25 protein-coding genes are annotated in these 19,377 nt (G+C 62.2%); 15 read left to right on the top strand and 10 right to left on the bottom strand.

What is annotated here, in order from left to right; translation table 11 throughout:
- The first annotated feature begins 137 nt into the window (after window positions 1-137).
- The 3 genes from EOA19_RS12220 to EOA19_RS12230 are packed head-to-tail and all read left to right on the top strand — an operon-like array spanning window position 138 to window position 2,661.
- Window positions 138-767 carry a DUF1285 domain-containing protein gene (locus EOA19_RS12220; protein WP_128303741.1) on the top strand — a complete coding sequence of 210 codons (630 nt, stop codon included), beginning with the start codon at window positions 138-140 and terminating at the stop codon, window positions 765-767.
- Complete coding sequence (locus tag EOA19_RS12225) at window positions 767-1,399, top strand: CoA pyrophosphatase (protein WP_127269430.1); 633 nt, start codon at window positions 767-769, stop codon at window positions 1,397-1,399. Before EOA19_RS12220 ends, EOA19_RS12225 begins: the two co-directional genes overlap by 1 nt.
- Complete coding sequence (locus EOA19_RS12230) at window positions 1,396-2,661, top strand: CCA tRNA nucleotidyltransferase (RefSeq protein WP_128303742.1); 1,266 nt, start codon at window positions 1,396-1,398, stop codon at window positions 2,659-2,661. Before EOA19_RS12225 ends, EOA19_RS12230 begins: the two co-directional genes overlap by 4 nt.
- Before the next feature lies 1 nt (window position 2,662).
- Here the strand turns inward: EOA19_RS12230 and EOA19_RS12235 are convergent, their stop codons facing one another.
- From EOA19_RS12235 to hemF, 3 genes are all read right to left on the bottom strand, one after another.
- Window positions 2,663-2,848, bottom strand: a complete 186-nt coding sequence (locus EOA19_RS12235; protein ID WP_127269428.1) for a DUF1059 domain-containing protein — start codon at window positions 2,846-2,848, stop codon at window positions 2,663-2,665.
- Between the two features lie 234 nt (window positions 2,849-3,082).
- Complete coding sequence (locus EOA19_RS12240) at window positions 3,083-3,343, bottom strand: DUF1344 domain-containing protein (RefSeq protein ID WP_128303743.1); 261 nt, start codon at window positions 3,341-3,343, stop codon at window positions 3,083-3,085.
- A 309-nt stretch (window positions 3,344-3,652) separates the two neighbouring features.
- Window positions 3,653-4,567 carry an oxygen-dependent coproporphyrinogen oxidase gene (gene hemF, locus EOA19_RS12245; RefSeq protein ID WP_128303744.1) on the bottom strand — a complete coding sequence of 305 codons (915 nt, stop codon included), beginning with the start codon at window positions 4,565-4,567 and terminating at the stop codon, window positions 3,653-3,655.
- Between the two features lie 167 nt (window positions 4,568-4,734).
- Between hemF and EOA19_RS12250 the strand changes: the two genes are divergently transcribed.
- On the top strand, window positions 4,735-4,992 hold the full coding sequence (locus tag EOA19_RS12250; RefSeq protein WP_127257484.1) for a hypothetical protein: 258 nt from the start codon (window positions 4,735-4,737) through the stop codon (window positions 4,990-4,992).
- 12 nt (window positions 4,993-5,004) lie between these two features.
- On the opposite strand, the gene soxR is transcribed toward EOA19_RS12250, so the two are convergent.
- Entirely contained in the window at window positions 5,005-5,448 is a 444-nt protein-coding gene (soxR, locus tag EOA19_RS12255; RefSeq protein WP_128303745.1) for a redox-sensitive transcriptional activator SoxR, read from the bottom strand.
- Between the two features lie 140 nt (window positions 5,449-5,588).
- Window positions 5,589-6,047 carry a tRNA (cytidine(34)-2'-O)-methyltransferase gene (locus tag EOA19_RS12260; RefSeq protein WP_128303746.1) on the bottom strand — a complete coding sequence of 153 codons (459 nt, stop codon included), beginning with the start codon at window positions 6,045-6,047 and terminating at the stop codon, window positions 5,589-5,591.
- Between the two features lie 485 nt (window positions 6,048-6,532).
- Between EOA19_RS12260 and EOA19_RS12265 the strand changes: the two genes are divergently transcribed.
- From EOA19_RS12265 to EOA19_RS12285, 5 genes are read left to right on the top strand one after another with little or no spacing between them, the layout of a single operon-like run.
- Window positions 6,533-6,928 carry a hypothetical protein gene (locus EOA19_RS12265; RefSeq protein WP_128303747.1) on the top strand — a complete coding sequence of 132 codons (396 nt, stop codon included), beginning with the start codon at window positions 6,533-6,535 and terminating at the stop codon, window positions 6,926-6,928.
- Between the two features lie 29 nt (window positions 6,929-6,957).
- Window positions 6,958-8,844 (top strand): ABC transporter ATP-binding protein, encoded by a 1,887-nt coding sequence (locus tag EOA19_RS12270; RefSeq protein ID WP_023809844.1) that lies wholly within the window; start codon window positions 6,958-6,960, stop codon window positions 8,842-8,844.
- A 10-nt stretch (window positions 8,845-8,854) separates the two neighbouring features.
- Window positions 8,855-10,738, top strand: coding sequence for an ABC transporter ATP-binding protein (locus tag EOA19_RS12275; RefSeq protein ID WP_023809843.1), 1,884 nt, complete (start codon window positions 8,855-8,857; stop codon window positions 10,736-10,738).
- 30 nt (window positions 10,739-10,768) lie between these two features.
- Window positions 10,769-11,209: a GNAT family N-acetyltransferase gene (locus EOA19_RS12280; RefSeq protein WP_245486141.1), complete on the top strand. Its 441-nt coding sequence runs from the start codon at window positions 10,769-10,771 to the stop codon at window positions 11,207-11,209.
- A gap of 1 nt (window position 11,210) precedes the next feature.
- Window positions 11,211-11,522 (top strand): DUF6665 family protein, encoded by a 312-nt coding sequence (locus EOA19_RS12285; protein WP_128303749.1) that lies wholly within the window; start codon window positions 11,211-11,213, stop codon window positions 11,520-11,522.
- A 58-nt stretch (window positions 11,523-11,580) separates the two neighbouring features.
- On the opposite strand, the gene EOA19_RS12290 is transcribed toward EOA19_RS12285, so the two are convergent.
- From EOA19_RS12290 to EOA19_RS12300, 3 genes are read right to left on the bottom strand one after another with little or no spacing between them, the layout of a single operon-like run.
- Complete coding sequence (locus EOA19_RS12290) at window positions 11,581-11,925, bottom strand: cupin domain-containing protein (protein ID WP_128303750.1); 345 nt, start codon at window positions 11,923-11,925, stop codon at window positions 11,581-11,583.
- A gap of 5 nt (window positions 11,926-11,930) precedes the next feature.
- Window positions 11,931-12,350: a type II toxin-antitoxin system VapC family toxin gene (locus EOA19_RS12295; protein ID WP_128303751.1), complete on the bottom strand. Its 420-nt coding sequence runs from the start codon at window positions 12,348-12,350 to the stop codon at window positions 11,931-11,933.
- Window positions 12,350-12,640 (bottom strand): type II toxin-antitoxin system Phd/YefM family antitoxin, encoded by a 291-nt coding sequence (locus EOA19_RS12300; protein ID WP_128303752.1) that lies wholly within the window; start codon window positions 12,638-12,640, stop codon window positions 12,350-12,352. Before EOA19_RS12300 ends, EOA19_RS12295 begins: the two co-directional genes overlap by 1 nt.
- A gap of 260 nt (window positions 12,641-12,900) precedes the next feature.
- Between EOA19_RS12300 and petA the strand changes: the two genes are divergently transcribed.
- The 6 genes from petA (at window position 12,901) to EOA19_RS12330 (ending at window position 18,380) form a co-directional block, all read left to right on the top strand.
- Window positions 12,901-13,461, top strand: a complete 561-nt coding sequence (gene petA, locus EOA19_RS12305) for a ubiquinol-cytochrome c reductase iron-sulfur subunit (RefSeq protein ID WP_023809838.1) — start codon at window positions 12,901-12,903, stop codon at window positions 13,459-13,461.
- 16 nt (window positions 13,462-13,477) lie between these two features.
- Window positions 13,478-14,779 carry a cytochrome b N-terminal domain-containing protein gene (locus EOA19_RS12310; protein WP_013529985.1) on the top strand — a complete coding sequence of 434 codons (1,302 nt, stop codon included), beginning with the start codon at window positions 13,478-13,480 and terminating at the stop codon, window positions 14,777-14,779.
- A 28-nt stretch (window positions 14,780-14,807) separates the two neighbouring features.
- Window positions 14,808-15,680: a cytochrome c1 gene (locus EOA19_RS12315; protein ID WP_128303753.1), complete on the top strand. Its 873-nt coding sequence runs from the start codon at window positions 14,808-14,810 to the stop codon at window positions 15,678-15,680.
- Between the two features lie 127 nt (window positions 15,681-15,807).
- Entirely contained in the window at window positions 15,808-16,503 is a 696-nt protein-coding gene (locus tag EOA19_RS12320) for a phosphatase PAP2 family protein (RefSeq protein WP_023809836.1), read from the top strand.
- 176 nt (window positions 16,504-16,679) lie between these two features.
- Window positions 16,680-17,825: an alpha-hydroxy acid oxidase gene (locus EOA19_RS12325; protein ID WP_128303835.1), complete on the top strand. Its 1,146-nt coding sequence runs from the start codon at window positions 16,680-16,682 to the stop codon at window positions 17,823-17,825.
- A 9-nt stretch (window positions 17,826-17,834) separates the two neighbouring features.
- Window positions 17,835-18,380 carry an adenine phosphoribosyltransferase gene (locus EOA19_RS12330; RefSeq protein ID WP_013529989.1) on the top strand — a complete coding sequence of 182 codons (546 nt, stop codon included), beginning with the start codon at window positions 17,835-17,837 and terminating at the stop codon, window positions 18,378-18,380.
- A 45-nt stretch (window positions 18,381-18,425) separates the two neighbouring features.
- Here EOA19_RS12330 and EOA19_RS12335 read toward each other — a convergent pair whose 3' ends face one another.
- Both EOA19_RS12335 and EOA19_RS12340 read right to left on the bottom strand, forming a co-directional pair.
- On the bottom strand, window positions 18,426-18,896 hold the full coding sequence (locus tag EOA19_RS12335; RefSeq protein ID WP_128303754.1) for a MaoC family dehydratase: 471 nt from the start codon (window positions 18,894-18,896) through the stop codon (window positions 18,426-18,428).
- Window positions 18,893-19,369 carry a MaoC family dehydratase gene (locus EOA19_RS12340; RefSeq protein WP_023809833.1) on the bottom strand — a complete coding sequence of 159 codons (477 nt, stop codon included), beginning with the start codon at window positions 19,367-19,369 and terminating at the stop codon, window positions 18,893-18,895. The genes EOA19_RS12335 and EOA19_RS12340 overlap by 4 nt, the downstream gene beginning before the upstream one ends.
- Between the last annotated feature and the right edge of the window lie 8 nt (window positions 19,370-19,377).

Genomic DNA, 19,377 nt, shown 5'->3' on the forward strand with positions numbered 1-19,377 from the left:
GGTTGGAATACCATGGCTGGAACAACGGCTGCACCATACCATAAGTTGCCGCGATTCGGCCTCGCGTGGCGCCTATGTCGAAACTTAAATCACAGACTTAGGCTGACAAGCGCAACAACAGTGACTATTTCGTGACCATGACGGGACGCTTGGGACATCGTGAAGAAAGCCTGACGGATGCCACCGAGGCGCGTGGCCTCGAGGCGCTCATCTCGCGCGCCGCCCGTGCCGGCAAGGGCGCGGCACCCGTCGAACGCTGGAACCCCGACTTCTGCGGCGATCTGGACATGGAGATCAAGTCCGACGGCACCTGGTTCTATCTGGGCACGCCGATCGGGCGCATGCCGCTGGTGCAGCTTTTCTCCTCGGTGCTGCGCAAGGACGCCGATGGCAGGACCTATCTGGTGACACCGGTGGAAAAGGTCGGCATCCGCGTTGCCGATGCGCCGTTCATCGCCGTCGAAATGGACGTTTCGGGTAGCGGCGAAGCGCAGACCATCACCTTCCGCACCAATGTCGGCGATGTCGTCGAGGCCGGGCCGGAACGGCCGCTGCGCTTTGTCGACGAGAACGAGACCGGCGGATTGAAGCCCTATGTGCTGGTGCGGGGCCGTCTGGAGGCGCTGGTGGCGCGGCCGGTTATGTATGAGCTGGTCGGGCATGGCGAGGAGGTCGAGATCGGCGGCGAGACGATGTTCGCGGTGCGCTCCAAGGGCGCCGTGTTCCCAATCATGCCGGCGGACCAGTTGAAGCGGCTGAGTGCGTGATGGACCAGGTGACGCCGGCGCCGTTTTCATCCGCGGATTTTCGCGCGCGTTTTGCCGTGCAGCCCGATGCGCATGCCGGCGACGATTATGGCGATCATCGCTTCAACCCCGGCCATCCGCGCCTCAACCAGGGCAAGGCGCTGCGCAATGCCGCGGTGCTGATCCCGGTGGTCGATCATGAGGGCGATGCGACGGTTCTCCTGACCAAACGGGCCGAAAAGCTGCGCAGCCATTCGGGGCAGGTGGCATTTCCCGGCGGCACCATCGATCCGACCGATCCGAGCCCTGAGGCGGCGGCGCTGCGCGAGACTTTCGAGGAGATCGGGCTTGGCCGAGACCGCATCGAGATCATTGGCCGCATGCCCGACTATGTGGCCGGCAGCGGCTACCGCATCGCGCCGGTGCTGGGCATCGTGCGGCCCGGTTTCCAACTGACACTCAACGCCGATGAGGTCGACGCCGCTTTCGAAGTGCCGCTGCGCTTCTTGATGGACCCGGCCAACCACAAGCGCGACAGCCGCATGTGGAACGATCTCGAATGGTTCTTCTACGACATGCCTTACGGCGAACGGCGCATCTGGGGCGTCACCGCCGGCATCATCCGTACCCTCTATGAAAGGCTTTATGCGTGAGTGTCTCGATCGCGGACAGGGCCGATTGGCTCGGCGACAAGCATCTGCAGCGCTTGCTGTTCGCACTGGCCGAAGGCGGTGAAGAGGCGCGAGTCGCCGGCGGCGCGGTGCGCAACACGCTGATGGGCCAGCCCGTCGCCGACATCGACATCGCCACCACCTGCCTGCCGGAGGAAACCCTCCGCCGCGCCGAAGCGGAAGGCTTCAAGGCGGTGCCAACCGGCATCGAGCATGGGACAATCACCGTGGTTGCCGGCGGAAAACCCTATGAAATCACCACCTTGCGCGCTGATATCGAAACCGACGGGCGACGCGCGAAAGTGTCGTTCGGGCGCGACTGGAAGCTCGATGCCGAGCGGCGCGACTTCACCATCAACGCGCTCTATGCCGAGGCCGATGGCAGGGTTGTCGACCTGGTCGGCGGCATCGCCGACATCGAGGCACGCCGGCTGCGCTTCATCGGCGACCCGGAAGCGCGTATCCGCGAGGATTATCTGCGCATCCTGCGCTTCTTCCGCTTCTTCGCCTGGTATGGCGACGGACGGCCGGACGCCGAAGGGCTGAAAGCCTGCGCCCGGCTGAAGGAAGGGCTGGCCCAGCTTTCAGCCGAGCGAATCTGGTCGGAACTGAAGAAACTCTTGTCGGCGCCCGATCCGTCACGGGCGCTGCTCTGGATGCGGCAGGCAGGCGTCTTGACCGCAGCGCTGCCGGAAAGCGAGAAATGGGGCATCGATGCCATCCATGGGTTGGCCAAGGCCGGGAAGGATCTGGGCTGGGCACCCGACCCGCTGCTCAGACTGGAAGCGATCGTGCCGCCCGATGCCGCTCGCATGAAGACGCTCGCCGAGCGGCTCAAATTCTCGACAGCCGAAGCGGATCGCCTGCGCCACTGGGCGCTTGCCACCGCCGTCGAACCGAAGACGACCGAGGGCGAACTGGCGAAAAGGCTCTATCGCGGCGACCGGAACGGGTTTGTCGACCGGCTGCGGCTGTCGCTTGCGGCAGCCAGGGTGCGCGCCGTCGAGGACAATGAGGCGCTGCTCGAAGCCGGTGGCTTTTCGCGCCTGCTTGCCTTCGCCGTTAAATGGGAAAAGCCGTTGTTTCCGCTGAAAGGTGCCGATCTCACGGCGCTCGGCGCAACTCCAGGACCGAAACTCGGCGAAATCCTCAGGAATCTCGAGGCGGAATGGGTCGAAGCCGGGTTTGCCCCTGATCGCGACGCGCTCCTCAAGCGCGCCGCCGAAGCCTTGAAGGCCGGGTAGATCAGGCCGCGTCGCGGCTCTTTTCGATGCGCGAGCGGATCGCCTCGATCATCGTCTCGCGGATAACCGTTTCGCCATGCGTCTCGCGCATGTGCTCGACGGCACGGCGCATCACCTCGGCCTCCTCGTCGGCACGCGTGTGCCAGTCACAGCCGGGCACGAGCGACCCGCAGTGAAACTCCTTCATGGGATTTTCTCCTTTTCCTCCGTGAAGCCTGGTCGAGGCTCCGGTACTTTTTTGGCTCATGGTCCGGTTCCAGGGTTGAATCCACGGACCGCGAGCGGGTGAGAAGCATAACACAGATGGGGCGGCATTGGTTGCGGTCAACGGCAAAAAGGCGGAGCAGCGCTGCTCCGCCCTCTTAACACTACCCCGAAACAGGACCGGACATCGTCTCATCCTGCTCTGGCGGGCAAGCCATCATTTTGCGGCCTTGACGGCCTCGGCGACCTTGTTCTTGCCCTTCATATCCCATGAGACACGGACTTTTTCACCGACCTGCAGGCCAGGATCCTTGAAGGTCTTGGAGAGCGTAAAAGACGATCCATCGTCGAGGACCAGACTCATGGCCCTTGCGTCAAAGGTCTTGATCGTTCCGGTGGTGTGCTTGACGGCGGCGAATGCCACCGAACCGGAAGCGAGAAGGGCAGCGGCGGCCGCCGAAACAATGATCTTGCGCATTGCGAAGTACTCCTGGAAGTAGGGCATCCCTCTCTATGAGGTGCCCCGCGTCGTCTGGGCCGTCCGGTCGCGTCGGGTCGCGGCTCGCTTTGTCTTGACGCAATTCCGGTCGGAAAGCCGTTTCGCACTTTCCTGGAATTGCGCGCAGGCGAGCCGCCGGCGCTTCCCGACCCGGCGCCACAAATATACCAGTCTTTTCAACAGCCTATTAGACGAAAAAGAAATTTTTCGCCGCACCGTGTGCCACATTCCATGTCCATTTCGAGCGAATGGGACATCAATGCGGCTCACGCCGGGCTCACCATTTTGTTACGGCCAGCGGACCTCGGGCGGCAGGCTGGAGAGAATGGACGCGACATTGCCGCCGGTCTTCAGTCCGAAGATGGTGCCGCGATCGTGAAGCAGATTGAATTCGACATAGCGGCCGCGGCGGATGAGCTGTTCGTCACGGTCGCCATCGGTCCAGTTCTCGTTGAAGTTGGCGCGCACCAGGTGACCGTAGACGACGAGAAAGGAGCGGCCGACATCCTGGACGAAGTTGAAATCAGCATTCCAGCCGCCTTTGTCCTCGCCCGAATGCAGCCAGTCGAAGAAGATGCCGCCGGTGCCGCGCGGCTCGTTGCGGTGCGGCAGATAGAAGTACTCGTCGCACCAGGCCTTGTATTTCGGGTAATCGGCGACCGCGGCATTCTTCTCGCAAGCGAATTGCATGGCGCGGTGGAAGGCGACCGTGTCGGGGTCGTCCTGCGTGCGGCGGCTGTCGAGCACCGGCGTTAGATCGGCGCCGCCGCCGAACCATTGGCGAGATGTGACCACCATGCGCGTGTTCATGTGCACGGCCGGAACGTTTGGGTTCCAGGGATGCGCGATCAGCGAAATGCCAGATGCCCAAAAGCGCGGGTCTTCCTCGGCGCCCGGCATCTGCTTCCTGAATTCGGGTGAGAACTCGCCATGGACGGTCGAGGTGTGGACGCCGACCTTTTCGAAGACGCGGCCGTGCATCATCGACATGGTGCCGCCGCCGCCGCGCCCCTCGTCACGTTCCCATGGCGTCTTTTCGAAGCGGCCGGGCGACCACGAGGCCAGCGGCCCGCCAAGATCCTGCTCGATCTGCTCGAAAGTGGCGCAGATGCGTTCGCGCAGCGCCTCGAACCACAGCCTTGCCTTCATCTTCTTCTGTTCGATGTCGGCGGGCAGGCCTGCCGGTATTTCTGGTCGTTCCAAGTGCCGTCTCCGGTTGGGGCGGCGAGTCCCACAAATGACTCGTCTTTTGCCGGCGCGATCCCTAATCTCTTAAGGGCAAGGGTCAAGTCACTTTGGTTTTGCGCATGATCCTTTCCGAAACTCGATTCCGATTTCGGGGTCATGCGCCAGGTGCAAGGAGTTGTTTCGTGCGCACCCCGGCAAGACCGCCGCTGGATGGCCTGAAGAAAAGGCTCGACCAAAGCCGTGCCGAGCGTGTTCGTATGCCGCGCGACGGTTTCCTGCGCGAGACCTTCGTGCTGCCGCGCTCCGATGCGCGGCTCAAGGCCAAGGAATGGTTCGAGCGCTTTCCCAAGCAGGCCTACTGGACCGAGATCGAAAGCTGGTTCGAGCGGCCGGGCGACTTGATCGAGTTCACCATCAGGCGGTTGCCGGTAGCTGATTGAAGCGCGGCTTGCTCAGCCGGCCACCAGCCGCCTGGCGCCTGTGCCTTCCCTCGCCAGCCGGTCGCCCTTGTTGCGCAGCGGGCATTTGTCGATCGACATGCAGCCGCAGCCGATGCAGTCGGTCAGCCCGTCGCGCAGTTTCTTCAACTGGGCGATCTTGTGATCGAGCCCGTCGCGCCAGGCGGTCGACAAAAGGTTCCAGTCATCGCGCGTCGGCGTGCGGCCTTCTGGCAGCGATGCCAGGGCTTCACCGATCTCGGCCAGCGAAATGCCGACCTCCTGCGCCACCTTGATGATCGCCACGCGCCGCAGCACGTCACGGCCGTAGCGGCGCTGATTTCCCGCCGTGCGGTGGCTGCGGATCAGGCCGCGGGCCTCATAGAAATGCAATGCCGACACCGCCACACCGCTGCGCATGGCGACCTGGCCGACCGTCAATTCCGTTACCGGTGCCATCTCTGTTTTTCGTCCCGATTTTTCCGCTTGACCTCAAGTTAAGTTGAGCTTGTAGCGAAGAAACCTAGGATCTGCAAACGAAGGAGAAGGCGATGTGCGCCTGGGTCAAGATGACGGGAGACGGGCTTGCCGGCGAACCCCTATCCCAGTTGCCGGATGGCTTCGCCCGCCACCATGGCGACGGAAAGCGCGACATTGATGCTGCGCGCCGTGCCCTGCATGGGGATGGTCAGCCGCGCATCCGCCGCCTGATGGACAGGATCCGGCACGCCTGCGGATTCGCGACCGAACAGCAGAATGTCGCCTTCGGCGAAGGTGAAGTCGGTGTAGGCCGTCGTGGCTTTGGTCGACAGCAGCACCAGCCGGTGCGAACCAGCCTTGCGCCGTTCCTCGAAGGCGTGCCAGTCGACATGCCGGGTCAGGGCAGCCATTTCGAGGTAGTCCATGCCGGCTCGTTTGAGCGCTTTGTCGGAGAGCGGAAATCCGGCCGGTTCGATGATGTCGACGCCAAGTCCGAGGCAAGCGGCGAAGCGCAGGATTGTCCCGGTGTTGCCGGCGATATCCGGCTGGTAGAGCGCGATGCGGAGACGACAGTTCATTTCCGCGTCTTTCTAATAAGTGGCAAACCGGCCACAGCGGGCTCGCGGTTTTGGAAATTGCTGGACCTGCGGGTGGCCATTTTCTGCGAAGTCGGGTATGTCAGCTCCATTGTCAACCCGAACCGATGGAGGGGTAATTCATGATGACCATGCACATCCAGCGCCCCTCTCGTGGGCTTACCTGCCTGCCGGCGGTTTCGGTACGACGATTCTCCTGACTCTCTAAGACTTGATCGCACCGATTCCCGCCGAAACGATTTTTCGGCTCTCGAAGGAATCCTGCGATGTTTTTCAAAAAGTCAAAAGGGCTAAACGCCCCAACTGAAGCTGTCCGGACCGATGCTTATCGTGCCCCGACCGATGCTTATCGTGTCCGGACCGATGCTTATCGTGTCCAGACCGACGCAATGCGTGCCTCCGGCCGAATGCCGGCGGACGATATTGCTTCGCCTTTTTATCTCGATTTTCACACGGAGGACGGACCGATGTTCGATCCCTATAGAATACCTGGCTCGAGGAGCCTGCATATCCACCGACTGCCGACCTGGGCGCTGCTGATCGGCGACACCTATTCGTCTGTGGTTCACGCCGAGGTTCGCCGCCGGCCGCATCGCGGCATGCTGCCGGATGTCGATTTTTCGCGCGCGGTTCCCGATCCGAGCCGCCCGTCGCTGGTGCGCCGGATCATCCGGCTGGTCAGGCCGGGCGCGAAAAACCGGGCTGGCGGCACCGTGTCGTCAGGATCGGCTGGCGCAGCTGTCGGCGAAAAGCCCGCGAGCCCCTATATTGCACGAGGCATGGCCGACGGTCCGGGTGATTCCAGACCGTCGGCCCTTGATGCCATGGGTACCGGGGATTTCGTACGCTCACGTGCCGCGTAAGCGGCAAACACATTTCACAGGCATAACCTATGTTGTTGTTTAGCTGGTTTGAAAAAAGGCTCGATCCGTTCCCCGCAGCGGAACCGGTCGAGCCGCCCAAGACGCTGGTTGCCTTCTGCCTGCATTATACGCGCGGCGCATGGCCTTATATCCTTTTCGACGCGGTGCTGGTGACGGCCATCGCGATCGCCGAAGTATGGATGTTCGGCTTCCTCGGCCGCATCGTCGACTGGCTGTCGGGGCAGAATCGCGAAACCTTCCTGCAGACGGAAGCCTGGAAGCTCGCCGGCATGGCCTTCATCGTGCTGTTCGCGCTGCCGGGCACGGTATGGCTGCATTCGTTTCTCAACCAGCAGACGCTGATGGGCAATTATCCCATGCGCATCCGCTGGCAGGTGCACCGCTATCTGCTCAAGCAGTCGATGAGTTTCTACCAGGACGAGTTCGCCGGCCGCATCGCGACAAAGCTGATGCAGACGGCTCTCGCCGTGCGCGAATGCGTCATCAAGGTGATCGACGTCCTGAACTACGTTATCGTCTATTTCCTCGGCATGCTGCTCATCGTCGGCTCGGCCGACTGGCGGCTGGCCGCGCCGCTCGGCGTCTGGCTGGTCGGCTATATCCTTTTGCTGCGGTTTTTCATTCCCCGGCTGGGCAAGGTTGGCGAGGAACAGGCCAATGCGCGCTCGATCATGACGGGCCGTGTCGTCGACAGCTACTCCAACATCCAGACGGTCAAGCTGTTCAGCCATGCACGCCGCGAAGCGTCATTCGCCAAAGACGGCATGTCCGGCTTTCTCGAAACGGTCTACCGGTCGATGCGGCTGGTGACAGTGCTTTTTGGCTCGCTTTACATCCTAAATGCATTGCTCTTGTTCTCTGTCACCGCGATGGCGTTGTGGCTGTGGCTGGGGCAAGCAGTGACGATCGGCGCGGTCGCCGTGGTCATCGGCCTTGTGCTCAGGATGTGGGGGATGTCGCAATGGATCATGTGGGAAATGTCGGGCCTGTTCGAGAACATCGGCACGGTGCAGGACGGCATCGCCTCAATCTCGCTGCCGCGCCTTGTCGAGGACAGGCCGGACGCGAAGGAGATCAGCGTTTCCAGGGGTGAGATCCGCTTTGAGGACATTCGCTTCCACTACGGCAAGCAGAAGGGTGTGATTGAAGGCCTGTCGCTGGCGGTGAAACCGGGCGAGAAGGTCGGCATCGTCGGCCGTTCCGGCGCCGGCAAGTCGACGCTGGTCAACCTGTTGCTGCGCTTCTACGACCTCGAAGCCGGGCAGATATTGATCGACGGCCAGGAGATCGCCGGTGTGAAGCAGGATTCGCTGCGTGCGCAGATCGGCATGGTCACGCAGGACACCTCGCTGCTGCATCGTTCGGTGCGCGAGAACATCCTTTATGGCCGGCCCGATGCCACCGACGAGATGCTTGTCGAGGCGGCGCGCCGCGCCGAGGCGCTGGATTTCATCGGCGGGCTTTCGGATGCCAGCGGCCGCAAGGGCTTCGATGCCCATGTCGGTGACCGCGGCGTCAAATTGTCCGGCGGCCAGCGGCAACGCGTCGCCATTGCTCGCGTTATGTTGAAGGACGCACCTATACTTATCCTTGACGAAGCGACTTCGGCGCTTGATTCCGAAGCCGAGGCGGCGATCCAAGAGAATCTCTACAAGCTCATGCAAGGCAAAACCGTCATCGCCATAGCGCACCGGCTGTCGACCATCGCGGCGATGGACAGGCTGGTGGTGATGGACAAGGGTCGTGTCATCGAGGAAGGTTCGCACGAGGAACTCGTCGCCAAGGGCGGGCTCTACGCGCAGCTCTGGCAGCGCCAGTCGGGCGGGTTCCTGCTTGAGGACGGTCCCGCCGACGCCGCCAACGACGCACTTGCGAAGGGGCAAGCCGCAGAATGATGGCCGCCGCATGATGACAGCCGTCTATCGCTGGTTCGAGAACTGGGTCTATCCGTTCAGGGAGCCAGCGAATCTTCGGCCACCGACCAGCGTCGGCGGCTTTCTCTGGCACTATGTCGGCCAGGCGAAGTTCGCCTTCTTCGCCATGCTGGTCATCGGCGGCATCGCGCCGCTGGTCGAGGCCGGCCTGTTCTACTTCGTCGGGCGGCTGGTCGATATTCTCGACCAGCTTCCCGCCGAGCGCAGTTGGCACGCACTGTGGGCCGCCGCAGGCCCTGAACTGGTTTTCATGGCCGTGGTGGTGCTGGTCATCCGCACCGTCGTCGTCGGCCTTTCGGCGCTGGTCGACGAACAGACGATCACGCCCGGCTTCTACAATCTGGTGCGCTGGCAGGCGCACCGGCATGTCTCGCGCCAGTCCTACGCCTTCTTCCAGAACGATTTCGCCGGCCGCATCGCAACAAAGGTCTGGCAGGCGGGCCAGGCCACCGGCGACCTGATGGAAAGCTTCATCGAGGTCGTCTGGTTCATGATCGTCTATACGGTGACGACGCTGGCGCTGGTCGCAGGCCTCGATCTCAGGCTGGCGGTGCTGGTGGTGATCTGGATTTCCGCTTTCGCTTGGCTGGCCAAGCTCTATCTGCCGGCAATCCGCAAGCATGCCGAGGAAACAGCCGAGGCCGGCTCGATGATCACCGGCCGCATTGTCGATTCCTATTCCAACGTGCAGACGCTGAAACTGTTCTCGGCCGATGGCGACGACCGCTACATCAGGAACGGTTTCGACATCTACCTCGACGCATTGCGCCCGTTCACCCGCCGGCTGACCGGCGTGCGCATGGCGCTGACGACGCTGTCGGGCATCATGATCACGGCGATCGGCTGTTTTGCCGTCTATCTCTGGGTCGAGGGCTCGATCACCGTCGGCGCTGTCGCCTTCACCCTGTCGCTGGTGCTGCGGCTCAACATGCTGCTTGGCCGGCTGATGATGCAGCTCAACAGCATCTTGCGAAACCTCGGCGTGCTGGAGAACTCCAAGGCGCTGATTTCGCAGCCGCTCGGCCTCACGGATGCGCCCGACGCCAAGGAACTCGTGGTGGCAGGCGGGCGTATCGAGGTGAAGAACGTCGAGTTCCATTACGGCAAAGGTTTCGGCGTACTGAACGGCATCGACCTTGTCGTCAAGCCGGGCGAGAAGGTCGGGCTGGTCGGACCGTCTGGCGCGGGCAAGACGACCCTCGCCAATCTGATCCTGCGGCTCTACGATCTGGAGAGCGGGTCGATCACCATCGATGGCCAGGATGTCGCCAAAGTCACGCAAAATTCGCTGCGCGCCAATATCGGCGTCGTCAGCCAGGACACGGCGCTGTTCCACCGTTCGCTGCGCGACAACATCAAGCTCGGCATGCCTGACGCGACCGATGCGGAGGTGATCGCGGCGGCGAAAAAGGCCGAGGCGCACGAGTTCATCCTGACCTTGCGCGACAACAGGGACCGCGCCGGCTACGAGGCCTTTGTCGGCGAGCGCGGCGTCAAACTGTCGGGCGGCCAGCGCCAGCGCGTGGCGATCGCCCGTGTCTTCCTGAAGGACGCGCCGATCCTGATCCTCGACGAAGCGACCTCGGCGCTTGATTCCGATATCGAGGCGGCAATCCAGGAGAATCTGACGCGGCTGATGGAAAACAAGACTGTCATCGCCATCGCCCACCGGCTGTCGACAATCGCAGCACTCGATCGTCTTGTGGTGCTCGACGGTGGCCGCATCGTCGAGCAAGGCACGCATGACCAGCTGGTGGCGCTCGACGGGCTCTATGCGCGGCTGTGGAAGCGGCAGTCCGGCGGTTTTCTCTACCACGAGGACAGCGTGCTCGAAGAGACACGCCCGGCGGAGTAGGCCATGGGTAGGTCTCCAGAGGTCAGCTATGTGCTCAAGCGGCTCCGGCCGACCATGCCGGCCTTCGACACACTGAAAGAAGAAAGCAGGCTGGAAGGCTACTGGATGCTGGTGCGCCTGGCGGATGGCTGGGCATGCGGCCGCAACAAGTTCCTCAAGCGCGGCGAGGCGCTATACGGAGCCTGGCATGGAAGGGAACTCGCCGGCGTGTGCGGGCTGAACATCGATCCTTATTTCGAGGGCAGGGACCGCGGCCGGGTCCGGCACCTGTTCGTCAGTGCGCGCCACAGTCGCACCGGCCTTGGCCGGATGCTGGTCGAGACCGTTATCGACAGGGCACGTCATCATTTCGCCGTGCTGAACACCCGCGCGCCGCAAGAAGCCTTCGGTTTCTATGAACGGCTTGGCTTTCAGCGCGTGGCAGGCGAAGAATTCGTCACACACCGCCTGATTTTACGAAAAGGGGGCTGAAATGCCCTTGCGTCCGCCATCTCATCTAGCCGGCGCCTCGGCTGCCGAAGCCGCCTTCGACGCACTCGGCCATGAAATATTGGCGGAAAAGGCGGCCGCACTCGGCCGTGCCGGCCAACGGGTCGAGGAAACGCTGGCCAGGCTGCGCGACAATGCCGACGAACAACTGCGCCCCCGGCTGCTCAAGGATGCCGCCGAGGCGGTGCACGGCTATTTCATCCAGCGCGAACTCTGTGGCTTGCGCAAGCATGACGCCGTCATCCGCGAATACAACATCCCGAAGGCCGTGCTTGCGAGGCTCGGCGCCAAATAACTCGGTCTTTGACCATGATCTTTTCCGAAAACCGGTTCCCACTTTTCGGGATCATGGTCTACTCAAGCCATTCGGTGATGAAGCTGCCGTTCTCGTGGATGTCGGTCGTTTCCAGCGGGCCTGGGCCGAGATTGGTGAATTTGTGCGGCGTGTTGGGCGGCACGATCAGGATCTGGCCGGCCGAAGCCTCGATTTCCTGGTCGCCGACGGTGAACAGGCCGGTGCCCTGGCGGATGATGAAGATCTCCGCGTAGGGATGCGTGTGCAGCCGCGGGCCGCCACCGACATCAGGCAGGTAGTTGAAGATCAGGCAGGAGTTGGAGCCGTAGGCGCCGCATTGCAGCTCGCCCTTCCAGCGGTCGGCGCGAACGGCCCAGGTGTCGCGGTCTATGACATGTGCCATGCCCTCTAACCCTTCGCCGATATCCAGGGATTGAACAGTTTCACGCCGGTACCTTCGAAATCCCTCGTGTTGCGGGTCACAACCGTCAAATTATTGACGAGCGCGGTGGCGGCGATATAGGCGTCACGGTCCGGCTTTGGATCCGGAACGTGGAGGGGTGCGCAGCGCAGCGCGACAGCGAGATCCACGGGCAATATGCGCTCTGCGATTTCGGCAACTAATCCGTCGATCCAGGCGCGCAGAATCGCCCCTTTCTTCTTGTCCTTTCGCTCTGCTCTCAGGGCGCCGATCTGGGCTTCAAGAATACTGACGGCCGAAACATGAAATTCGGCTGGATTTCGACCCTCTGCCCAGGTCCGAACGTTCGGTTCGCATCGGTCTCTTCGCCTGAGTTCGGAAATGACATTCGTGTCTAGCAGATACATCAGTCGAACTCGGGCGGACGCAGGGAAAAGCCCTTGAGTTGCGGGATTTCGAAATCAAAATCCGCTTCCGGCCGATCATCCGCCAGAACGTCCGCAAGACTTCTATGCTTCTCCGGCCTGCCCAAGGCCTTCAGTTTCTCATATTCCTCCACAGATATCAGCACATGGGAAGGCTTGCCGCGGTCGGTGATGATGACCGGTCCGTTCTTGGCAGCCCGCTTGGCAAGCGCCGTGTCCTGGTTGAATTCACGGCTCGACATGATGGTTGTCGTCTTCGTCGAGATATTCATTTCAGCACCTCCATCGAGTAGATGTAGACATATTGCTACATTCAGCCAAGCCCGTCAAATTCATCGCTGTGCGGAACCCCCGCGACAATCTGCCCTTGTGCCTTGACCCGTCTGGACAAAAACGGGCTTCACGCATAAACCGAAGTCCAAATGCCGGAGGAATTCGCAAGCCTGTTCGCCATGCGCTGTCGGGTTGGCGTAATTGAGCGGGGAACAAGGCTCAGCCACCGGCACGGAAGAGGCGAAAGGATCAGGCACCCGTGAGCGCAACCGACACCCAGGATCCCAACCGTCGTGATTTTCTCTACGTCGCCACCGGCATGGCCGCAGTGGTCGGCGCGGGTGCTTTCGCGTGGCCGTTCATCGACCAGATGCGCCCCGATGCCTCGACGCTGGCGCTCGCTTCCGTCGAAGTCGACGTCGCCTCGCTGACGCCGGGCATGTCGCTGATCGTCAAGTGGCGCGGCAAGCCGGTCGTGGTCCGCAACCGCACCGAACAGGAAATGAAGGACGGCGAGGCTGTCAATCTCGCCGATCTCAAGGATCCGATCGCCCGCAACGCCAATCTGCCGTCCGATGCGCCGGCGACCGACGCCAATCGCACCACGCCCGGCAAGGAGGCCTGGATGGTGATGGTTCAGGTCTGCACGCATCTCGGCTGCATTCCGCTTGGCCAGGAAGGCGATTTCGGCGGCTGGTTCTGCCCGTGCCACGGTTCGCAATACGATACGGCCGGCCGCATCCGCAAAGGCCCGGCGCCTGAGAACATGGCGGTTCCGGTATTCAAGTTCATTTCCGATACCAAGATCCTTATCGGTTGAGGCAGGGGATATTTCGATGAGCGAGGGACACTCGACCTATACGCCCAAAACCGGTCTCGGACGCTGGTTCGACGCCCGCATGCCGCTGCCGCGGCTGGTCTATGACAGCTTCGTTGCCTATCCGGTGCCGCGCAATCTCAACTATGCGTGGACCTTTGGCGGCATCCTTTCGATCATGCTGGTGGCGCAGATCCTGACCGGCATCGTGCTGGCCATGCATTACACGGCTGACACCAATCTGGCCTTCGGCTCGGTCGAGAAGATCATGCGCGACGTGAATTCCGGCTGGCTGCTGCGCTACATGCATTCGAACGGCGCCTCGTTCTTCTTCGTCGCCGTCTACATCCACATCTTCCGTGGCCTCTATTACGGCTCCTACAAGGCGCCGCGCGAACTGCTCTGGATCCTCGGCTGCATCATCTATCTCCTGATGATGGCGACCGGTTTCATGGGCTACGTGCTGCCATGGGGCCAGATGAGCTTCTGGGGCGCCACCGTCATCACCGGCTTCTTCAGCGCCATTCCGCTGGTCGGCGACTGGATTCAGCAGCTGCTGCTCGGCGGCTTTGCCGTCGACAACCCGACGCTGAACCGTTTCTTTGCGCTGCACTATCTGTTGCCGTTCATGATTGCCGGCGTCGTCGTTTTGCACATCTGGGCGCTGCATGTCGTGGGCCAGTCGAACCCGACGGGTATCGAGGTCAAGTCGAAGACCGACACTGTCGCCTTCACCCCCTACGCGACCATCAAGGACGCGTTCGGCATGATCGTGTTCCTGTTCTTCTTCGCTTATTTCGTCTTCTACCTGCCGAACTATCTCGGCCATCCCGACAACTACATCGTCGCCAACCCGCTGAAGACGCCGGCCCACATCGTGCCCGAATGGTACTTCCTGCCGTTCTACGCGATCCTGCGCGCCATCACCTTCAATGTCGGGCCGATCAACTCCAAGCTCGGCGGCGTGCTGTGCATGTTCGGCGCCATCGTCATGTTGTTCCTGGTGCCGTGGCTCGACACTTCGAAGGTACGCTCGGCCGTTTACCGGCCCTGGTACAAGCTGTTCTTCTGGCTGTTCGTGGCCGATGCCATCCTGCTTGGCTGGCTGGGCTCGCAGCCGGCCGAAGGCAGCTATGTGTTCATGGCGCAGATGGCGACATTGTTCTACTTCGCCTTCTTCCTGATCGCGCTGCCGGTGCTCGGACTGATCGAGACGCCGCGACGGCTGCCGAACTCGATCACCGAGGCGGTCCTCGAGAAGAACAAGGGCGGCAGCGGACATCCGGCGGGCGCTACGGCGGCGCCGGAAACCAAAGGCTGAGCGGGTAGAGAATCTAAGGGGATTTGGCATGAAAAAGATTCTCACCTCGCTGGCGCTGATCGGCCTCGTGGCCGTCGCCGCTGGGGCCGCGGGCACTCGGGCGATCGCCGCCGAAGAGGCACACAATGTGGCCAATCCGACGCATTTCCCGATGGACGAGCCAAAGGAAATGGACTGGAGTTTCACCGGCCCGTTCGGCACTTACGACAAGGCGCAGCTGCAGCGCGGCCTCAAGGTCTACAAGGAAGTCTGCTCGGCCTGCCATTCGATGAACCTGGTGGCGTTCCGAACGTTGTCGGACCTCGGCTATTCCGATGCGCAGATCAAGACGCTGTCGGCCGAGTACACGATCCATGACGGTCCCAACGATGCCGGCGACATGTTCGACCGTCCAGGCAAGCCGTCCGACCACTTCCCGCCGCCGTTCGCCAACGACGAAGCGGCCGCCGCTTCCAATGGCGGCGCTGCCCCGCCCGACATGTCGCTGCTGGCCAAGGCTCGCGGCGTCGAGCGCGGCTTTCCGCAATTCGTCTTCGACATCTTCACACAATACGATGCCGGCGGTCCCGACTATATCCACTCGCTGCTGACCGGCTACGACCAGACGCCGCCGGCCGGCATGGTGATCCCGGAAGGCACCCACTACAATCCGTACTTCATGTCCGGCGTGTCGCTGAAAATGCCCAAGCCGCTCTCCGACGGCCAGGTGACCTATGATGACGGTGCGCCGCAGACCGTCGACCAGTATTCCCGCGACGTCTCCGCCTTCCTGGCGTGGGCGGCCGAGCCGCATATGGAAGACCGCAAGAAGACCGGTTTTCGCGTTCTGGTGTTCCTGCTTTTGTTCGGCGCGCTGGTCTATCTCACCAAGCGCAAGGTGTGGGAAGGCGTGGCCCACTAGACCACACAATCAAGTGATCGCGAAGGGCGCCGAGGGGCGCCCTTTTGCATTTCCGGAGGCTGGTCATGTCACATGGCCGTCATCGCATCCGGCGATCCTGTGCTGCTCTCATCAAAGGATCGCATTCATGAAAAGATACGCATCGCTCGCGGCAGGCCTGTTGCTGCTCATCCTCGGCTCGGCCGCGCAAGCGGAAGACGCTCAGCCCTTCGTCACCAACAAGGACGTCGACCTGACGATGATCCTGCCGCCGCCGCCGGCAAACGATTCGGCGCAGACCAAGGCCGAACTCGGCGAGGTGCTGACGCTGCAGGTGACGCGCACCCCGGAGATGGTCGCCAGCGCGGTGGCCGATGCCGAGGAGAATGTCTGGCGCTTTGCCGACGTCATGGGGCCGAAATTCAACAAGGAAACGCTGCCGAAATTCAGCGCTTTCTTCGATCGCGTGGTGGCTACCGAAGGGGCTGTCGTCGACCCGGCCAAGGATGTCTGGAAGCGCCCGCGCCCGCATCAGCTCAGCGATCTCGTCAAGCCGGCGGTCAAGCTGTCGAGCTCCGGTTCCTGGCCGTCTGGCCATGCCACCGTAGGCACGATGATGGGCATCATCCTGTCCGACATGGTCCCGGAAAAGCGCGCCGAGATCATGGCGCGTGCGGCCGAATACGCCCACAACCGCGAGGTCGGCGGCATCCACTATGCGTCCGACGTCGAGATGGGCAAGATTTCCGGCAGCGTTATTGCCGCGGTCCTGCTCAACCGGGACGACTTCAAGGCTGAATATGAAGTGGCCAGGGCCGAGCTTCGTTCCGATCTCGGCATGTAATCCTCGTCAGCCGGATTTAGACGGGAAGGGGCGCTTAAGGCGCTCCTTTTTTGTTAACGCTCGTGCTCAAGCGAAAGTTCGGCAATTAGTCCGTTGGCATGGCGGCATCAGGTTGATATTCGACGCATCGAACGGTGGCGAGAAGCTCGTCCCGCCATGGCCTTTGGAATTCGATGATGCGGCTCAGCGACTGTCACAACTTTTCCGATTTCCGGCGGATGGCACAGCAGCGGCTGCCCGGGCCGATCTTCAACTACATCGACGGCGCGGCCGACGATGAGGTCACTTATCGCCGCAACACCGAAAGCTTCGAGACCTGCGACCTTGTTCCCAACGTGCTGCGCGGAGTGAGCGAGGTCGACATGTCGGTGACGGTCATGGGCCAGAAGCTGGCGATGCCGTTCTATTGCTCGCCGACCGCCTTGCAGCGCCTGTTCCACCATCAGGGTGAGCGCGCGGTCGCCAGGGCCGCCGCCAAATACGGCACCATGTTCGGCGTCTCCTCGCTTGGCACCGTCAGCCTCGAGGAGGCGCGCGGCATCAGCAGCAGCCCACAGGTCTACCAGTTCTATTTCCACCGGGATCGCGGCCTCAACCGGGCGATGATGCAGCGCGCAAAGGCGGTTGGCGTCGAGGTGATGATGCTGACCGTCGACAGCATCACCGGGGGAAACCGCGAGCGCGACAAACGCACCGGCTTTGCCATTCCCTTCAAGCTCAATCTCGCCGGAATGGCACAGTTCGCGCTCAAGCCGGCCTGGGCGATCAACTATTTCACCCATGAGGGGTTCAAGCTGCCGCAGCTCGACGAGCATGTCGACATGGGCGGCGGCACGATGTCGATCAGCCGCTACTTCACCGAGATGCTAGACCCGTCGATGACGTGGGACGACGTGGCCGAGATGGTCAAGCTTTGGTCGGGTCCGTTCTGCCTCAAGGGCGTCATGTCGGTGGAGGATGCAAGACGCGCCGTCGACATCGGCTGCAGCGGCATCGTGCTGTCGAACCATGGCGGGCGGCAGCTGGATGGCTCGCGGGCGGCGTTCGATCAGCTTGCCGAGATCGTCGACGCCGTTGGCGACAGGATCGACGTCATCATGGATGGCGGCGTGCAGCGCGGCACGCATGTGCTGAAGGCGCTGTCGCTCGGTGCCAAGGCCGTCGGCGTCGGACGCTACTATCTGTTCCCGCTCGCGGCGGCAGGCCAGCCCGGCGTCGAACGGGCGCTTGAGCAGATGCGGGTCGAGATCGAACGCGGCATGAAGCTGATGGGCTGCAGTTCGATCGAACAATTGTCGCGCAAGAACCTCCGTTTCAGGTAATCTCGACCCATGAAATCCTCCCTCGAAGACACATTGCTCGCCGCGATCCGCACCATTCCGGATTATCCCAAGCCCGGCATCCTGTTTCGCGACATCACCACGCTGCTCGGCAATGCGCGCGCCTTCCGCCGCGCCATCGACGAACTGGTGCATCCCTATGCCGGCCAGAAGATCGACAAGATCGCCGGCATCGAGGCACGCGGGTTCATCCTTGGCGGCGCCGTCGCCCATCAGCTCTCGGCCGGCTTCGTGCCGATCCGCAAGAAGGGCAAGCTGCCCTACGAAACGGTGCGCGTCGCCTACAGCCTGGAATATGGACTGGACGAAATGGAGATGCACAAGGACGGCGTTGCTCCGGGCGAGAAGGTGATCCTGGTCGACGATCTGATCGCCACCGGCGGAACGGCTGAAGCCGCGGTCAAACTTCTGCGCCAGATCGGCGCCGACATCCTCGCTGCCTGTTTTGTCATCGACCTGCCGGACCTCGGCGGCCGCGCCAAGCTCGAAGCCCTCGGTGTGCCGGTCAGAACGCTGATAGGGTTCGAAGGACATTGAGGAGTGCTCTCCCTTCTCCTACAAGAAGGGAGAGGGAAAGTGGCGTTACTCGGCCTTCACCAGAACGGCGCTTTCGAACTCGAGCACCTTGTCGCCGGTGGAATCGAAAGCTTCCGAACGCAGCGCCAGCAGCCGCCAGCCGGGGCGTGAGGCGATTGGGCGGTGCGACAGCGCGGTGCGCGTGAAGGTGATGGTTTGCCCGGCATAGACCGGCTTCAGCCATTTCAGGTTCTTGAAGCCGGGCGAGGGGCCGAATTCCGGCACTGGACCGGGACCGCTCCACGCAGCGACCTCGGCGTCCATGCGGTTTTCCAGATTGAGTTTCATCCAGGTCGCGGCCGTGTGCCAGCCGGATGCGCAGAGGCCGCCGAGCACACTTTTCTTCGCGGCCTCCTCGTCGATATGGAAGATTTGCGGGTCGTACTTACGGGCGAAGGCCTTGATCGCCTCGGGCTCGAATGTGTGCGAGCCGAGCGTGACGGTGGCGCCGATACGGAAGAACTCGTCCAGTGTCATGCTTGGCTCCCCGCGGCATCGCGCGTGAGGAACATGACGGAGTTCTCGAGCTCGAAGACGCTTTCGCCACGCTGGTTGAACAGCTCGCTGCGCATGGTCACGAAGCCGAGTTGCGGCTTCGATTTCGACAGGCGCTTGGCAATAACCATCAGGGTGCCGGTCAGTTGGTCGCCGGCCAGGACCGGCTTTTTCCATTTGACCTGATCGACTCCGGGCGCGCCCTGGCAGGTCGAGTCCAGCAGGAACGCATCGCACAGCATGCGCATGAACATTGCGCAGGTGTGCCAGCCCGACGCTGCCAGCCCGCCGAGGATGCTGGCCTTGCCGGCTTCCTCGTCGAGATGCATCGGCTGCGGGTCGAATTCTCCGGCGAATTCGACGATCTCGGCGGCACTCACGAGCTTCGAGCCGAGGTCGATCGACGCGCCCTCGATGAAGTCCTCATAGGCCCATGTTTTTATCTCTGCAGTCATGGTCTGGA

Source organism: Mesorhizobium sp. M7A.F.Ca.US.010.02.1.1 (assembly GCF_004023085.1).
Taxonomy (GTDB): Bacteria; Pseudomonadota; Alphaproteobacteria; order Rhizobiales; family Rhizobiaceae; genus Mesorhizobium.

Bases quoted from the DNA above. Each gene is read 5' to 3' on its own strand.
- EOA19_RS12220 (WP_128303741.1), top strand. From the start codon at position 138: ATGACGGGACGCTTGGGACATCGTGAAGAAAGCCTGACGGATGCCACC.
- EOA19_RS12225 (WP_127269430.1), top strand. From the start codon at position 767: ATGGACCAGGTGACGCCGGCGCCGTTTTCATCCGCGGATTTTCGCGCG.
- EOA19_RS12235 (WP_127269428.1), bottom strand. From the start codon at position 2,848: ATGAAGGAGTTTCACTGCGGGTCGCTCGTGCCCGGCTGTGACTGGCAC.
- EOA19_RS12240 (WP_128303743.1), bottom strand. From the start codon at position 3,343: ATGCGCAAGATCATTGTTTCGGCGGCCGCCGCTGCCCTTCTCGCTTCC.
- soxR (WP_128303745.1), bottom strand. From the start codon at position 5,448: ATGGCACCGGTAACGGAATTGACGGTCGGCCAGGTCGCCATGCGCAGC.
- EOA19_RS12260 (WP_128303746.1), bottom strand. From the start codon at position 6,047: ATGAACTGTCGTCTCCGCATCGCGCTCTACCAGCCGGATATCGCCGGC.
- EOA19_RS12265 (WP_128303747.1), top strand. From the start codon at position 6,533: ATGTTCGATCCCTATAGAATACCTGGCTCGAGGAGCCTGCATATCCAC.
- EOA19_RS12270 (WP_023809844.1), top strand. From the start codon at position 6,958: ATGTTGTTGTTTAGCTGGTTTGAAAAAAGGCTCGATCCGTTCCCCGCA.
- EOA19_RS12275 (WP_023809843.1), top strand. From the start codon at position 8,855: ATGATGACAGCCGTCTATCGCTGGTTCGAGAACTGGGTCTATCCGTTC.
- EOA19_RS12285 (WP_128303749.1), top strand. From the start codon at position 11,211: ATGCCCTTGCGTCCGCCATCTCATCTAGCCGGCGCCTCGGCTGCCGAA.
- EOA19_RS12290 (WP_128303750.1), bottom strand. From the start codon at position 11,925: ATGGCACATGTCATAGACCGCGACACCTGGGCCGTTCGCGCCGACCGC.
- EOA19_RS12295 (WP_128303751.1), bottom strand. From the start codon at position 12,350: ATGTATCTGCTAGACACGAATGTCATTTCCGAACTCAGGCGAAGAGAC.
- EOA19_RS12300 (WP_128303752.1), bottom strand. From the start codon at position 12,640: ATGAATATCTCGACGAAGACGACAACCATCATGTCGAGCCGTGAATTC.
- EOA19_RS12310 (WP_013529985.1), top strand. From the start codon at position 13,478: ATGAGCGAGGGACACTCGACCTATACGCCCAAAACCGGTCTCGGACGC.
- EOA19_RS12315 (WP_128303753.1), top strand. From the start codon at position 14,808: ATGAAAAAGATTCTCACCTCGCTGGCGCTGATCGGCCTCGTGGCCGTC.
- EOA19_RS12320 (WP_023809836.1), top strand. From the start codon at position 15,808: ATGAAAAGATACGCATCGCTCGCGGCAGGCCTGTTGCTGCTCATCCTC.
- EOA19_RS12325 (WP_128303835.1), top strand. From the start codon at position 16,680: ATGCGGCTCAGCGACTGTCACAACTTTTCCGATTTCCGGCGGATGGCA.
- EOA19_RS12330 (WP_013529989.1), top strand. From the start codon at position 17,835: ATGAAATCCTCCCTCGAAGACACATTGCTCGCCGCGATCCGCACCATT.
- EOA19_RS12335 (WP_128303754.1), bottom strand. From the start codon at position 18,896: ATGACACTGGACGAGTTCTTCCGTATCGGCGCCACCGTCACGCTCGGC.
- EOA19_RS12340 (WP_023809833.1), bottom strand. From the start codon at position 19,369: ATGACTGCAGAGATAAAAACATGGGCCTATGAGGACTTCATCGAGGGC.